The organism is Thermosipho sp. (in: thermotogales) (assembly GCF_020054775.1).
GTDB lineage: Bacteria > Thermotogota > Thermotogae > Thermotogales > Fervidobacteriaceae > Thermosipho > Thermosipho africanus.
On the sequence record NZ_JAIHAP010000044.1, the window covers coordinates 1 to 14226 of the forward strand.

9 protein-coding genes are annotated in these 14226 nt (G+C 34.0%); all 9 read right to left on the reverse strand.

What is annotated here, in order from left to right; translation table 11 throughout:
- The coding region (locus tag JG780_RS07640; RefSeq protein ID WP_287569914.1) for a glycosyltransferase at nucleotides 1-918 on the reverse strand (918 nt) is incomplete at its 3' end.
- Nucleotides 919-923: 5 nt separating this feature from the next.
- Nucleotides 924-1826 (reverse strand): carbohydrate kinase family protein, encoded by a 903-nt coding sequence (locus JG780_RS07645; protein ID WP_287569915.1) that lies wholly within the window; start codon nucleotides 1824-1826, stop codon nucleotides 924-926.
- A 130-nt stretch (nucleotides 1827-1956) separates the two neighbouring features.
- Nucleotides 1957-3096: an amidohydrolase gene (locus JG780_RS07650; RefSeq protein ID WP_114703155.1), complete on the reverse strand. Its 1140-nt coding sequence runs from the start codon at nucleotides 3094-3096 to the stop codon at nucleotides 1957-1959.
- Nucleotides 3097-3195: 99 nt separating this feature from the next.
- Nucleotides 3196-8148: a DNA-directed RNA polymerase subunit beta' gene (locus JG780_RS07655; protein WP_287569916.1), complete on the reverse strand. Its 4953-nt coding sequence runs from the start codon at nucleotides 8146-8148 to the stop codon at nucleotides 3196-3198.
- 19 nt (nucleotides 8149-8167) lie between these two features.
- Complete coding sequence (gene rpoB / locus JG780_RS07660) at nucleotides 8168-11686, reverse strand: DNA-directed RNA polymerase subunit beta (RefSeq protein ID WP_287569918.1); 3519 nt, start codon at nucleotides 11684-11686, stop codon at nucleotides 8168-8170.
- Between the two features lie 135 nt (nucleotides 11687-11821).
- On the reverse strand, nucleotides 11822-12208 hold the full coding sequence (rplL, locus tag JG780_RS07665; RefSeq protein ID WP_114703158.1) for a 50S ribosomal protein L7/L12: 387 nt from the start codon (nucleotides 12206-12208) through the stop codon (nucleotides 11822-11824).
- A 24-nt stretch (nucleotides 12209-12232) separates the two neighbouring features.
- Nucleotides 12233-12775 (reverse strand): 50S ribosomal protein L10, encoded by a 543-nt coding sequence (rplJ, locus tag JG780_RS07670; RefSeq protein ID WP_114703159.1) that lies wholly within the window; start codon nucleotides 12773-12775, stop codon nucleotides 12233-12235.
- 238 nt (nucleotides 12776-13013) lie between these two features.
- Nucleotides 13014-13724 (reverse strand): class I SAM-dependent methyltransferase, encoded by a 711-nt coding sequence (locus JG780_RS07675; protein WP_287569922.1) that lies wholly within the window; start codon nucleotides 13722-13724, stop codon nucleotides 13014-13016.
- 19 nt (nucleotides 13725-13743) lie between these two features.
- The coding region (locus JG780_RS07680) for a glycosyltransferase (protein ID WP_287569924.1) at nucleotides 13744-14226 on the reverse strand (483 nt) is incomplete at its 5' end.

Here is a 14226-nt window from a genome sequence, read left to right on the forward strand (position 1 = left end):
TTTTTCATTTACAAATTTAATGACATCATCTATTGCTCTTACTACAATAATTAAATTTGCATTTTCTTTTAAATCTTTGTTTTTTAAAAATGCTCGGACAACTGCTATATGATTTTTCTTTCTATCGATCCTACTAGATAAAATTATAAATGGTAGTTTTTGTCTTTCTTTTGGAGCACTTGAAAGTACATTGTTTAAATAATTTTCTATTATTTCATCATCTTTATGAGGTTTGAAATTAAATATTTTGGAGTTAATTCCAGGAGGAATTACTTTAAATTTATCACTGTTTGGATCAGCATTGTACAATTTATGTGAATATTGCACGTATCTTTCATGAGAGGTGCTACAAACAACAAAAGATGAGTATTTTATAGCAAGATTTTCTGCAAATATTCTTACTGAGAACTTATATTTTTTTTCAAGTTCTTCTTGAGAAAATCCTTCATTTAACATTTTTTCAAGTTTCCATGCTCCCAATGAATGCCCAGTAAAGGAAAATGGAATGTCTGTTTTTTCTAAAAACAAAACACCACTTATTCCTCCATCGCCATAATGGGTTGTAACAAAATCTGGAAAACTTTCTTCTTTTTTGTAGAGGCTGTAAATTCCCTCTACATATTCGGGAAGATGTTTCCAAAGATTTTCTTTATTTAAGAACTTTTTTCCACCAAATGGTATTCTAACAATTCTCAAATTAGTAGAATCTGGATAATAATCAAAAGGCTCCGAAAATTCTGGCCAGTTTTCATCTATTATTTGCCTTGTTATAATGTCAACTTGTATTCCTTTTGAAGCTATTGCTTTTGCAAGCTCTTTTACGTATACTAGTTGACCTCCAAAGTCTGGATGCTCAGTTAGATGACTATCATTTTTATCAAAATTTCCTTGAGGATTGAAAAAAGCAATTTTTTTCATCGACATCACTCCCATATTTTATTACTTAACTCTACATCAGCACCAACAAACTTAAGAATATGAGCTGAAACTTTACTCCCCATTTTACAGGACTCTACAAAGTTCTTTCCATTTAATATTCCATAGTACATACCAGCCCAGAAACCATCACCAGCACCAGTTGCATCAACAACTTTTTTTGCATTACTTGGAATGTGTAATGTATTTTTTCCATCAGAAACATATGCACCAAATTTTCCAGCAGTTAATGCAATGTTTTTAACGCCCAAGGCATGAAATTTATCTATGTAATATTTTATTGTATCTTCAAGAGAATAATCTTTTTCGCCAAATATGGCTACTGCATCATCAAGTGAGGGTTTACAAAAGTTAGTATGTTTCAAAATAAATTTTACTTTTTCTTTATCTATTTTACCGCATTTGAAAATTTTATCCCTGCAATTTGGATCAAAACCAATTAAGATTCTATTTTTAATAGCCTCACCTAAAATTGAAACGGTTTTTTTAAATAAGTCATCGTATGAAATAGTCCAACAACTTAAATGGAGTATTTTAATTCCATTAAATAAATCATTATTAGGCAAATTAATAAATCTATCTGCACCTCTTAAAACAAAAAAGTCTGGAGTATCTTTTGTTTTTTGAACGAAAACTAGAGTTGTTCCGTATTCTTTATCTATTTGAATGTAGCTTGTATCTACACCTTTTTGTCTTAGTTTATTTATAATCCTTTTTCCGATAATATCGTTTCCAACTCTAGATAATATTCGAGCTTTGACTCCTAATTGTGAAAGATAAGAGGCTATATTACCTGGTGAGCCTCCAACTTTCATTTCAAAACGCTTTGCTGTTTCAAGTGATTCTTCAGCAATCATGTCTGCAAGTAATTCGCCAACAAACAATATCATTTTTGCTCCTCCTATATTTATATATTAATATTATTATTATACAACAAAACTATAGCTCTTTTGTAAAATTAGGTGTATAAAAAATCAGCAGCCTAAAAAGGCTGCTGATCTTAAAGTTATTTTTAACTGTTTAATCGTTGTATACTAATTTTCCTTCAATAAATACCTTTTCTGCTCTGGCTTTAAAATCAAATGGGTGAGTGTTCCAGATAACTATATCTGCATCTTTTCCTTCTTCAATTGAGCCTACTCTATCGTCAATTTTTAATATCTTAGCAGGATTTATTGTAAGCATTTTTAATAGATCTTCTTCTTTTGCACCATATCTTAATGCTGTTGCAGCTTGAATGTTAGCATGTTCAAGGTGTATTACTGGGTGATCACACATTAAAGCTGCAAGAATTCCTTTTTCATTAATAATTTTAATTGCCTCGTATGTCATATCGGTTAATTCAAGCTTTGTTCTAAAACCAAATAATGGACCCAAAACAACGGGAATTTTCTTTTTCTTTAGAAAATCAGCAATTTTATAACCTTCTGTAGCGTGCTCAATTACTAAGTCAAAATTAAATTCTTCAGCAATTCTGATTGCTGTAACAATATCATCTGCTCTATGAGCATGACATCTAGCTGGAATTTCCTTTTTTAAAACTTTTACACCAATCTCAAGAGTAAAATCAATTGGTGTTTTAGGATCTTCTTGCCTTCTTCTCATATAATCTTTTACCTTTGTAAAGTATTCTCTAATAACCGCTGCAACACCAAGCCTCGTCATTGGAGTTTTGTTTTGAGAACCATAAACTCTTTTTGGATTTTCACCAAAAGCCATTTTAAGCCCTGCTGGTTGCCTTATAACCATTTCATCAACAATATCGGACTTAAATTTGAGAATAAATCCCTGGCCACCAATTGGATTTGCACTGCCTGGTACAACCATCACAGTTGTTACACCGCCGGACAAAGCTCTCTTTATTGCCTTATCACCTGGATAAAATGCATCTAATGCTCTTACATGAGGTGTAAGTGGATTTGAATATTCGTTTCCGTCTTGGTAATAAAATTCACCTACTCCTTCTTCAAAAACACCTATATGTGAGTGTGCATCAATAAATCCTGGAAAGATGTATTTGCCAGTTGCATCAATAACCTCTGCTCCTTTTTCTTCGATGTTTTCTCCAATTTTTTTAATTTTTCCATTTTCAATTAAAATATCCCCTTTAAATGGACTTTTTGTAATTGGATAAATTGTTCCGTTTTTTATCAATATCATACCATTCACCCCCTGCAAAGTAAATTATAACATATAGTTCGTATTTCAAACAAATAACCCCCCTCAATTTTTGAGGGGGGTTATCTCTATTATTGGTTATTAAGCCATTTTTTCTTTTTCTTGCGCAAGTCTTGGAGTTTCTTCTATTTGAATGTTTGCAAACATATCAAGACCTGTTCCTGCTGGTATCAATTGTCCGACAATGACGTTTTCTTTTAAACCAAGTAATAGATCTTCTGCTCCTTCAATAGCTGCTTCGGTAAGAACTTGTGGTGTTTGTTGGAAACTTGCTGCACTTAGCCAGCCAACACGTTCAAGTGATGCCTTGGTAATTCTGAGCAATCTTCTTCTGTATTTAATTGGTTCTTTTGGAAGAATTTGATATGTAACAATTTCTCCCTCACCGTTTTTCACTACTAGGTCTTTAATTCCAAGTTTTATAGCTTTTTCTAAAATTTCTTCTGTTACCTCTTCCCCTTCTTTTGCAATTTCTACTATTTGTCCGTTTTCATCTTCTGCGATCAGATGGTGATGTAGTTCTTTTCCTAGAACACGTTTTCTGTTTGAATCAACTTGTACGTTAGATTCTAGAATTTCTTTATTAATCCTTTTTACTGTTTCAAGTCTTACCAAATCACCGGGTAGATAATCAGTATCACCTGGATCTACTACTTCAACTTTATCAAGCATCTGTTTTATTATTATTTCAAAGTGTTTATCGTGAATATCAACACCTTGTTCTACGTAAACTTTCTTGATTTCCTTTAATAGGTACAATGCAGTAGCATCAACATCGAGTGTTTCAAGAATCTTTCTTGGTCTAATTGCACCAGTTGATAATGATTGTCCTGGAAGTACCTTTTGTCCCTTATTAACTGCAACTTTAACTTTAATCGGAATTTCGTATTCATGAATGTCACCGGCTTCATCTTCTATGTAAACTTTCTTTCGACCAGTTTCATCTTCAACTATATCTTTTACATAGCCCTTTACTCTTGAGAAGACGCCTTCAGGTTCTTTAAGTTTCTTTCTTGCTTCAAACAATTCTTCGGCTCTTGGAAGACCTTGGGTAATGTCTGCTGTTGTTGCGATACCACCTGTGTGGAATGTTCTCATTGTTAGCTGCGTACCTGGTTCACCAATTGATTGTGCAGCAACAACACCTACTGATTCGCCAACACCAACAATCTGGTGATTTGAAAGGTCCATACCATAACATTTTGAACATACGCCGTGCTCTGCTTCACAAGTAAGAACCGATCTAACTATGATTTCTGGTCTTACTTGTACTGATTCTACATTATTTTCTTCAAGGATTTTTGCGGTTGTAACTTCGACTAATTCCTCATCAACAACAAGTTGTTTGGAATCTTTACTGCTTAATACTGTCTCAACTGATACTTTTCCAACGACTGGATATATCTTTACTTTCAACTTTGAAAGTCCTGCAGACGTTGCTTTTCTAACTACATCCCAGTTTACTTCTGTACCAACTTCGTAGTGTACGTCATTATATACGAAATCTTCTGCAAGTTCGCAATAGCTTTCTGGAAGTTCGGGACTACTTAGATCAATTTCGCCTTCAGTTACTACTGGAATTCTTACAGAATAATTTCCTAAGAACTTGGCATCATCATCATCGATTATAGTATCTCTTGTATATTGCTTGCCTGTTTCGGGATTTACAAGAACATTATTTGTTTTTGGATCAAATACATCTTTTGCAAGGACCCTACCGAATAAGAAGTCTTCAAGTTTTTCAACAGTTAAACCATCGCTGCTCTTTAGAACAGTTGCTCTAACACCGTTGTGTGTGCCACAGTCGGTTGTTGTAACAACTACAGATTGTGCAACATCTACAAGTCTTCTTGTAAGGTATCCAGCAGAGCTTGTTCTAAGTGCGGTATCTGCCGAACCTTTTCTTGCACCGTGTGTACTGATAAAGAATTCAAGCACTGATAATCCTTCTCTAAAGTTTGAAATAATTTGGATTTCAATAGTTCTTCCAGATGGGTCAGCCATTAGACCACGCATACCTGCAAGTTGTTTTAGCTGGTCTTTATTACCCCTAGCACCGGAATCAACCATTATGTAAATTGGGTTAAATGGATCTTTTCCTATATATTCAAATGTTGCATCTTGAACTTTTTCAGTAGCATCAGCCCAAATTTTAATAGTTTCTCTGTATCTTTCTTCATCTGATAAGAATCCTTCTGCAAATAATTCTTCTATTTCACTAACTTTTGCTTTTGCTTGTTCAATAATTTTCTCTCTTTCAGGAGAGATATAAAAGTCTGTAATACTTACAGTCAATCCTGAGATAGTAGCATAGTGGAATCCAAGATCTTTTATGTCGTCAAGAAGATCGGCTGTTCTATCAACACCGTATTTTTTGAATGTATTGTAAACTAGGTCTTTAATTGCACCTTTGCCATATGTTTTGTTGTAATCTTTAAATTCGTCTGGAACTATACTTGCAAAGATTAATCTTCCATATGTGGTTTTAATTACTTTATCATCAACTTTTACAAGAATTGGATCGTGAAGTTTTATGTATCCAAATTCATATGCAAGTCCTGCCTCTTCTATTGAAGAGAATTTCCATTTTATATCTTTTTCATTTACGCTATCAAAGTTTTTATCCACCATTGTTAAATAGTAAACGCCTGCAACTATATCTTTACCTGGCATGGAAATTGGCTTTCCGTGTGCAGGTGATATTATATTGTACCTTGAAAGCATTAAGAACTTTGCTTCAGCTTGTGCAGCAGCAGAAAGTGGCACGTGAACTGCCATTTGGTCACCGTCAAAGTCCGCGTTAAATGGAGGACAGACTAATGGATGAAGCTGTATTGCGTTACCTTCAATAAGTCTTGGTTCAAATGCTTGAAGCGACATCCTGTGCAATGTAGGAGCTCTGTTTAAAAGAACTGGATGTCCTTTTATTATTTCTTCAAGTACTTCATATGCTTGTGGCAATTCTTTTTCAATTATTGCCTTTTTCATCTTTCTTGCTGTTTTGCTTGTTTCATCGTCTTTATTCAAAAGCTCTGCAAGAACAAATGGCTTGAATAATTCCATAGCCATTTTCTTTGGAAGACCACATTCGTGAATTTTAAGATGAGGACCAACAACAATAACTGCACGACCAGAGTAATCAACACGTTTACCAAGTAAGTTTCTTCTAAACCTTCCTTTTTTACCTTTTAAAAGGTCGGTTAATGATTTTAATGGTCTTCCATTTCTATCTGTGACTGCTTTACCCATTCTTCCGTTGTATATTAAGCTGTCAACAGCTTCTTGGAGCATTCTCTTTTCATTCTTTATTATTATCTCTGGTGAGTTCATTTCATATAGCTTTTTGAGCCTATTGTTTCTGTTAATAACACGTCTGTAGAGGTCATTAAGGTCGGTTGTTGCAAATCTTCCACCTTCAACCTGTATCATTGGTCTTATGTCAGGTGGAACAACAGGTACTGCTTCAAGAACCATCCATTCTGGTTTTGTTTCGCTTTTTAGAAGATCTTTAACTATTTTTAGTCTTCTTAGTAATTTTTTGGCTCTACCACTGCTTTTTGAAACTTTTTTGAGTTCTGCTTCAATTTCTGCCTTTAGTTTTTCAAGGTCTAAGTTTTGAAGTAACTTTTTAATTGCGGCAGCACCTGAATCTGCTTCAATCTTTTCTCCATAGAGAACTCTATATGCCCAATATTGGTCATCGGTTATAATATCACCAATTTTTAATCCTGTTTCAACGGATACTTCATCGTCAATTTTTGTGATGACAACGATTGGCCTATCATTTTCTACTTCAGATTCTGCAGTAAACATTGCAGGATAATGTTCTTCAAATATCTTAAATTCGTCAATTGTTAGATATTCATCCTCAAATAAGAATCTGTCGGCAATTACGTCTCCTTCATTAATTTCTTGTCCGTCTTCTACATATACCAATGCACCTTCAAAGAGTGGATAATGTTTTTCTTCCACAACATTTTCTACGAATAAAGTTCCATTTTTGAGTACTTCATATTTTCCATCTTCTCTTGGCCTTACATTGAGATCTTTACCAAAGCTTATAGTACCACTTACAGATGCTACAACTGCTGGAAGTACTGTTCCATTTGTTAATTGGTCGCCTTTCTTTACCTTAGCACCGTTTGAAACGGTAGGTTTAACTCCATATGGTAAAGAAAATGTAACAGGAATATCTTTGCTTGTTGAAAGTGGTCTTACGGTAATTGATTCTGATATTTCATCTATTTCAACTGTTCCATCGAATGGAGCATATATTGGATCAATTTGCATTTCTGAGACTATTTCATCACCTTGATTTACTTTATCACCATTTTTAACATTTAAAATCATTCCGGTGTATAATCTATGTTCTGCCCTTGATATTTTTCTTACATCTACCCAGGTTATTTCCCTGTCTGTATGAGTTTTTTCGTGTCTAATTTTTACTTCACCTGAGATAGAAGAAGTGACAGGAGTTGAAGGAGATTTAATTATAACTCCGGGAACTACCTCAAAGTCTAATTTTTGGCTGTATATCTCATATTCTGTTTGGTATAATTGTGAACCTTTTATAAAGTCTGTATTTTTTGGATCTGTCACAATCAATATTTTTTCAATGATTCTTTTTCCACCGTAGTAAACAACGTTTTCAAGCTCTTTTGCAGGTATTCCAAGAAGAGAAGATAAAATACTTGGACTGCTTTTTAGATACCAAACATGTACAACAGGTGCAACTAAGTCTATATGCCCCATTCTTCTTCTTCTAGCTTCTTTCGACTCTACCCTTACTCCACATCTTTCACAAACTGTTCCTTCATATTTTTTGCCTTTATATTTTCCACAAGCACATTCGTAGTCCTTTGTAGGACCGAATATTTTTTCACAGAAGAGACCATCTTTTTCAGGTTTGAATGTTCTATAGTTGATGGTTTCAGGCTTTTTTACCTCGCCGCTTGACCAACTTCTAATTACCTCGGGTGAGGCAACTTTGACAGTAACTTTTGCAATTTTTCTCTTAAAAGTTGAACCCATCATTTTCCCTCCTTATGGGGCATTATAACTTTTCAATGTCTATTTCGTTTCCTTCACTGTCATATACTCTGACGTCTAGTGCGATTCCTCTTAGTTCTCTTACAAGAACTTTGAAACTTTCTGGAAGACCAGGATCAGGAATATTTTTACCTTTCATTATTGCCTTGTAAACCTCATTTCTTCCCATTATATCATCACTCTTTACTGTAAGCATTTCATTCAATGTATGTGCAGCACCATATGCTTCAAGCGCCCAAACTTCCATTTCTCCAAACCTTTGACCACCAAATTGTGCTTTACCGCCCAATGGTTGTTGGTGAATTAATGAGTAAGGTCCAGTTGATCTAGCATGTATTTTATCTCTTGCTATGTGAATTAGCTTCATTACGTACATATAACCGACAAGTATTGGGTGATCAAACTCGAGTCCAGTTCTACCATCCCTTAAAGTAACTTTTCCAGTTGGATTGTTTTCATCATCTCCAACTTCAAGTCCAAGTTTCTTTCTTGCTTTATAAAGTTCAGGGAGAATGTCTTTTTCTTTTGCACCATCAAATACAGGTGTTGCAAACCATTTATTTGTGAGCATTGCAAGCCATCCTAAACTTGTTTCAAGAATTTGACCTACGTTCATACGAGATGGAACACCCAATGGACTTAATACAACTTGAACAGGAGTTCCATCTGGTAAAAATGGCATATCTTCTTTTGGAAGTATCTTTGATACAACACCTTTGTTACCGTGTCTTCCTGCAAGTTTATCTCCAACTTCAAGTGGTTTTCTTATTGCAACATAAACCCTTATTAATTTATTGACTCCTGGGCCAAGGTCTCCATCTTTTTCCTTATCAAATACGTGCACTGCAATGACTCTTCCTTCAATACCATGTGGAACTCTTAGTGATGAATCTTTTACTTCTTTACCTTTTTCACCAAAGACTGATCTAATGATTTTTTCTTCTGGAGTTGTATCACTTTCGCTCTTTGGTGTAACCTTACCAACTAATATATCCGTTTCTTGTACATATGCACCGATTCTTATAATTCCATCTTCATCTAAGTTTCTTAATTTTTCTTTACTTACATTTGGAATATCAGGTGTAATTTCTTCAGGACCAAGTCTTGTATCTCTTGCTGTTGTTTCATACACTTCTATGTGAACTGAAGTGTATGTTTCTTTTTCAAGAAGTTCTTCGCTTATAAGAATAGCATCTTCAAAGTTATAACCTTCCCAAGGTACAAATGCAACAAGGACGTTCTTACCAAGAGCAAGTTCTCCCATATCCGTTGCAGGACCATCTGCTATTGGATCGTCTTTTTTAACAATTTCTCCTACATTAACAATAGGTCTTTGATTTATACATGTATCTTGGTTTGTTCTTGTAAATTTGAGTAGTTCGTATGTATCAAGAACTGGATTTCCCATTGAATCGTACATTTCTTTTCCATTTTCATCTATTCTATGAATTATTATTTTATTAGCATCTACTTTTTTAACAATACCATCGTGTTTTGCTAAGACAAGTGTACCAGAGTATTTTGCAGCTTCCCATTCCATTCCTGTTCCAACCCTTGGAGCTTCTGTTTCTATTAGTGGAACACCTTGTCTTTGCATGTTTGACCCCATGAGAGCCCTGTTAGCATCGTCGTGTTCCAAGAATGGAATTAGTGATGTAGAGACACTGACAATTTGGTTTGGTGCAACATCTAAAAATTGAACATCGTATTTACTAACATACAATACCTTTTCTTCATATCTGACTGTAACATTTTCTGGGATAATATTTCCTTCTTCATCAACGGGAGTTGTTGATGGAGCTATTTTGTAATTTTCTTCTTCATCTGCTGTAAGGTAAACAATTTCGTCTGTTACTTTTCCTTTTACTACTTTTACATAAGGTGTTATCAAAAATCCATATTTATCAATTGTTGAATATACTGAAAGTGATGTAATAAGACCTATATTTGCACCTTCAGGTGTTTCAATTGGACACATTCTTCCATAGTGTGAGTGGTGAACGTCACGAACTTCAAATCTTGCGCGTTCTCTTTTTAATCCACCAGGACCAACTGCTGTAAGCCTTCTCTTGTGTGTAAGTTCTGCAAGAGGATTTGTTTGATCCATAAATTGTGAAAGAGGATTTGTTGCAAAGAATGAATTTATAGTTGCGATAATTGATCTAACATTAATAAGGCTTTGAACTGATATTTTATCAAGAGAAGTATATGTAGCAAGTTTTTCTTGGATCATGAAAACAGCTTTTGAAAATGCTCTTTCAAATTCAATTCTGATAAGTTCTCCAACGGTTCTAACCCTTTTGTTTCCAAGGTGGTCTTTTGTATCCATTGTTCCTGGATGTTTATCTATTTCAATTAAATTTCTTGATGCAAGGACAATATCCATAGGGGTTAAAACATTGGAAGTTTCTGTATATTTAACTCCTTCTACTTCTTCGGGTGATTTACCTTCTACATCAATCAAGTATTTTCTATATGCTTCTTCGAGTCTGTTATTCATTTTAAAACGACCAACTTCAGAAAGTTCAAATCTTTCTTCATTAAAGTAAAGATTATTTAAGAATATTTTTGCAGCATTTATCCTTGGAAGTTCACCAGGTCTTAATTTTCTAAAGATTTCAATATATGCTCTGTTTTCTTCTACGTCATCTCCATATGTATGTTTAAGCTTTTCTAATGTATTTACAGCATATCTGTGAGCTACCTTAATCTTTTCAATTTCAGAATTTGCAAGTTTTTCAATTAATCCTTGAGTTATAACATCACCACGTTTTGCTATTAATTCACCACTTTTAGTCTTAACATCTTCAAGTACGACAAGTCCTTCAGAATGCATTAATGTGTATTCATCATCGACATCAATCCATTGTGGGAAGAGTGATAAAAGTTTTAAGTCATCACTATATCCTAGTGCCTTGAGCAGTAAGAAAAGGTTTACTCTTCTTTTTCTGTCAATTCTTGCATAAAATACTTCATCGTTAAGGTTTAACAATATTTCAAGCCATGCTCCCCTTACAGGCAAGAAATGAGCTACATAAATTGGACGAGTTCCGCTTGTTTTTCTTGGCTCTTCCACAAAATATATACCAGGGCTTCTTACAAGTTGGTTTACAACAACTCTTTCAGCACCGTTGATTATAAATGTTGTTCTTGGAGTCATGTAAGGTAAATATCCCAAGAAGGCTTCTTCTTCTATCATTTCATTTGTGCTGTTATCGGTAATGCGAACTGTTGTATATACTGGAACTGTGTAAGTTAAAAGCCTTTCTTTACATTCTTGAACAGTATTTTGTGGTTCACCAACACGTACAGAAACAAACTCAAGGGAAAATCCCTTTTCCTTTCTCAAATCTGATTTGGAAGATGTTATAGGGGAGAACTTTTTAAGTACTTTTAGTATCCCATTCTCGAGGAAATCCTGGTAAGATTTTGTTTGAATTTCCACGAGGTTGGGAACTGGGATAGGTGCCTGGACCCTTCCAAAAGAAAAACGGGTCCTTTTTCCACTTTTAATCTCTTTCATCCTATCACCTCAGTTAGAAAAAATTTAGGGGGGAATATTACACCAATTATATATTAAAACACAAAAAAACCCCATACACAACACTGTGTACGGGGTTGATACAAAATCTTTTCTTTTTAGAAACTTATGTTACTATTATTTAAGCTCTACTTCTGCACCAGCTGCTTCCAATTTTTTCTTGATTTCTTCTGCTTCTTCTTTTGCTGCGCCTTGTTTTACAACTGCATCTGGTGTTCCTGCTTTTTCTACGAGATCTTTTGCTTCTTTAAGTCCAAGTCCTGTAATTTCTCTTACGACTTTGATAACTTCAATTTTCTTTGCACCGAAGCTCTTGAGAACTACATCAAATTCTGTTTTTTCTTCTGCTGCTGCAGCACCACCTGCTGCTGCTCCTGCCATTGGCATTGCCATAACTGGTGCGGATGCACTTACTCCAAATTTGTCTTCTAACATTTTTACGAGTTCAGCAAGTTCTGCTACTGTCAATTGTTCAATTGCGCTAACGATTTCTTCTAATGTCATACATATACACCTCCTAAAATAAAATTATTCTGATTTTTTATCCTTAATAGCATTAAGAGCATAAAGTAAGCTCTTGAGTGTACCAGATAATACGTTGACAAGTCCTCTGATAGGTCCTTGTACACCACTGACAACCATAGCAAGAAGTTGTTCTTTGGATGGGAGCTTGGATAGATTTTCAACTTCATCAGCGCTAAAGAATTTGCCGTCAAGGTAAAGACCTTTGAATGAAGGAATTCCTTTCATTTCTTTAGAGAAATCATAGATAATTTTTATTGCTTCGATTGGATCTCCGTCTTCAACGTAAAGAATTGCAAGTGGACCAGCAAAAACATCTTCGATTTCTTCTACGTTGTAACCTGCCTCTTTTAGTGCAAGATATGCGACACTATTTTTAATTACTCTATATCTTGCACCGTCAGCAAGTTTTTCTCTAAGTTTTTTTCTTAGGTCTGTAATCTGTGCAACGTTAAGTCCTTTGTAGTCAGAAAAAAGAATTAAAGATGAATTTTTAAAAACTTCTGATAATTCTTTAACTAATTGTTCCTTTTGTGCTCTAGTCAGCAATTTCTCCACCTCCTACAAAAAAATAAACCTCGGATTTCCGAGGCAACAACAAATGGGAAATTGATATTTCCCATTCTGCCTCGGGCAGGCGGCATACGCCTTTATTTAACCTGCCGTCTTCAGCATCGACTAAATTTTACCATACATTTGTAATTTTACAAGTTTATGTTATGTAAACAATGTGTAAATTGTTTTGTTTTAAAACTTTTTCTTAGAAAAAATAAATTAGTTTTTACTATTAAAAGAATTTCCCAATTACAATTATATCATCTCTAAACAGTGGAGACTTTTTAGTTATTTCATAAAAAGCTGAGTTATGATAGCTATTTGCTAAATAGAAATTTTCAATACTTATCCCAGATAATGTTAGTACTTTTGCAATTGTATAAACTGTAAACCAATATCTATGGTCACTGTTAATTACTTCTTTATTTTTCATTGCATTGAGAAAGTTTTCAAATTTAAAAGCATTTGGAACGGTAATTACTATTTTATCTGAAATATTTGAAAATTTGTTTTTGATATTTTTAAGAAAGTTAACAGGGTTATCAACGTGTTCAATTACTTCAGGAATAAGGATGTAATCCCATTTTTCTGATAAAATTTCTGATGGTAAGTCATCTTTTTCGACATCTAAGCAATATAAATCTTTAATCCCAATTTTTTTTTGAATAAATTCGATAGCTTCCTTGTTTATGTCAATTCCTACGCATTTAGCTGCTTTTTTGAGGATTCTGCCATGAAGCCATATATTATTCTCTATTTTTTTTATTATTAAATCTTTATGATCGGCAAATCCAATATGTATTATTTTTTTTGATTCGCATATCTTTTCAAGTAGTTCTGTTCTTAAAAAATAAGGGCTTTCTTGTATAGATATTTCAAGACCATTTGAGAACAATTTTCCAGACAAAAAGTCGGTTAAATTAGATTTTGCATTATTTGACATAAATTTATCAGCTCCTTTTTTATAAAAGTTTAAAAATATTGTTAATTTGACGTTCTAAAGACCATTCGGTTTCTACAAATTTTCTATATTCATTGCTTTTATAATTATTTGAAAGTAAGTCAGGTATTTCAAAAATGTAATTGTAAATCAATTCATTTGGCCACTGTGTTTTTGAACCAGCATAATTTTGAATAATAGGTTTTAATCCACGAGCCATAGCTTCTGCAATGTTGTAGGGATGACCTTCATGAATACTCGTTGAAAGTATGTAATTTTTATCTTCTAGGAAAGCATTTACATCTTTAACCCAACCGTAGATCTTAACATTTTCAGATAGGTCTGTGTTTTTTATAAAATAGTTAAAATAATATTCATAGGTTGGATCTTGGAAATCTCCTGCAATGTGGACTGAACCCAAGAAAAGGAACGAAATAAAAAACACCCCCGGAAGTGATAAAATATAACTATCTAGGGGGTGTTTTTCATTGGCAAAGAAAGGGCA

Coding starts and splice junctions, on each gene's coding strand:
- JG780_RS07645 (WP_287569915.1), bottom strand. CDS start 1,826: ATGATATTGTTTGTTGGCGAATTACTTGCAGACATGATTGCTGAAGAA.
- JG780_RS07650 (WP_114703155.1), bottom strand. CDS start 3,096: ATGATATTGATAAAAAACGGAACAATTTATCCAATTACAAAAAGTCCA.
- JG780_RS07655 (WP_287569916.1), bottom strand. CDS start 8,148: ATGATGGGTTCAACTTTTAAGAGAAAAATTGCAAAAGTTACTGTCAAA.
- rpoB (WP_287569918.1), bottom strand. CDS start 11,686: ATGAAAGAGATTAAAAGTGGAAAAAGGACCCGTTTTTCTTTTGGAAGG.
- rplL (WP_114703158.1), bottom strand. CDS start 12,208: ATGACATTAGAAGAAATCGTTAGCGCAATTGAACAATTGACAGTAGCA.
- JG780_RS07675 (WP_287569922.1), bottom strand. CDS start 13,724: ATGTCAAATAATGCAAAATCTAATTTAACCGACTTTTTGTCTGGAAAA.